Origin of the sequence: Pseudomonas sp. UMAB-08 (assembly GCF_900095225.1) — a bacterium.
Classification (GTDB): domain Bacteria; phylum Pseudomonadota; class Gammaproteobacteria; order Pseudomonadales; family Pseudomonadaceae; genus Aquipseudomonas.
In genome coordinates, this window is record NZ_LT607449.1 from 1 (window position 1) to 1,922 (window position 1,922).

Consider the following 1,922-nt stretch of genomic DNA (forward strand, 5'->3'; position numbering starts at 1 on the left):
CCGGACGCATAGTGCGCCAGTTAAAGCTGGCGGAGGATAGTCGATGAAAGTTCGATACTGGTAAGAAATGGCGAATCAACCAGACCCCGAGTCATGCATGTTGCACCGTGAGGTGCAGGGTGAAGCGTTGACAGGGGAAACCGATGGGCCAGCCATTGAGCCGCGTAATCAGGAATCCGGGATGCCGATGCTGTTATGCGAAGCAGAAGGCAATACGGAGCATGGCGTTACACGCCTGTCATGCTCTGATCCCGCGCGGTCGGAGACCCTGTGCACGTCGGGAAGTCCTTCGCACAGAAACTGGGAGATCTCGGCAATGCCCGGTGCGCAAGCACCGGGCGGAGCAGGAAAGGCCAGAAGCCGTAACCCTGCTGTCTACGTTGCTGAGAAGTCGGATACGTCCGTAGTACCTGAGAGGCCGTCGAACAAGGGGCCAAGCCCTGCGGAGATGGTGGAGGAAAGGGACGTAGCCAAGGGAAACACCGACATGTCCCCCGCGCCCCGGACACAGAGCCGGATCAGTTGCGCGTCGATGGGACTTGAAGGTGTACGTGAAGCAGCTCGAAGGAATAAGGGCATGCAGTTCACGGCATTGCTGCACCACGTTACACCGCAATTACTGGCGCAGAGCTTTTATGCCCTGCGCCGGGATGCAGCGGTGGGCGTGGACGGCATGTCGTGGCGAGAGTACGAGGAAGGTCTTCTCCAGCGGGTAAGTGATTTGCACGCACGGCTTCATAGTGGTGCCTATCGGGCAACGCCGTCGCGACGGGTCTATATCCCCAAAGCCGACGGTAGGCTGCGTCCGCTGGGCATTGCCTCTCTGGAGGATAAGATCGTACAACAAGCAGTTGTCACTGTTCTGAATGCGATCTATGAAGAAGACTTTCTAGGATTCTCGTATGGGTTTCGGCCGGGACGTAGCCAGCACGATGCGCTGGATGCATTAACGGTCGAGCTCAAGGGCCAGAAGGTGAACTGGATATTGGATGCGGATATCACGTCGTTCTTTGATGAGATCGACCATGAATGGATGCTGATGTTTCTGGGACACCGGATTGCAGATCGGCGCCTGCTCGGACTTATCTGCAAATGGCTTCAGGCGGGAATAATGGAGGAAGGCCGTAGGGTGGCTGCGGCCAAGGGGACTCCCCAAGGCGCAGTGATATCGCCGTTACTGGCGAATATCTATCTTCACTACGTACTGGATCTGTGGGCAAGGCAGTGGCGCCAGCGCCACGCCCGTGGGGATGTGATTGTTGTGCGTTATGCGGACGATAGTGTGGTGGGTTTCAGGTTGAAATCGCAGGCCCAGAAATTCTTGGAGCAATTACGAGAACGACTGGCTAGGTTCGGTTTATCGCTCAATGCTTCGAAGACACGGCTGATTGAGTTTGGTCGTTTTGCTGCGAGAAATCGTAGAGACCGAGGCTTGGGTAAACCGGAGACGTTTGACTTCCTGGGCTTCACACACTGTTGTACTACCAACAGGAGCGGTGGCTTTCAAATACTGCGTCTGACGGTCAAGAAGCGAATGCGTGCAGCGCTGCTGGTCATTCGGGACGAGCTGAAACGTCGACGTCATGAGCCCATCCGGGTTCAAGGGCAATGGCTAAACCGAGTGGTCAGTGGGTATTTCAATTACCACGCGGTGCCGGGAAACCTAATTCGTCTTGGCGGTTTTCGTTTGGCGGTATGCCGTCTATGGCGGCAAGCTCTCAAGCGACGCAGCCAGCGTAACCGGCTTCAGTGGTCACGCTACGGACGCCTCGCCGACCTCTATATACCTAGACCCAGAAATGCACATCCTTACCCTGAGGATCGCTTCGCGTCACGTACCCAAGGCAGGAGCCGTATGCGGTAGTTCCGCACGTACGGATCTGTGCGGGGGGCGGCAGGTAACTGCCGTCCCTACCGCGACC

1 protein-coding gene is annotated in these 1,922 nt (G+C 56.8%); it reads left to right on the plus strand.

What is annotated here, in order from left to right; translation table 11 throughout:
* Positions 1-577: 577 nt before the first annotated feature.
* Positions 578-1,864: a group II intron reverse transcriptase/maturase gene (gene ltrA, locus K0F75_RS25340; protein WP_219064697.1), complete on the plus strand. Its 1,287-nt coding sequence runs from the start codon at positions 578-580 to the stop codon at positions 1,862-1,864.
* Positions 1,865-1,922: the final 58 nt, after the last annotated feature.

What these genes read in the sequence shown, in the direction of transcription:
- ltrA (WP_219064697.1), top strand. Translation starts at nt 578, where the DNA reads ATGCAGTTCACGGCATTGCTGCACCACGTTACACCGCAATTACTGGCG.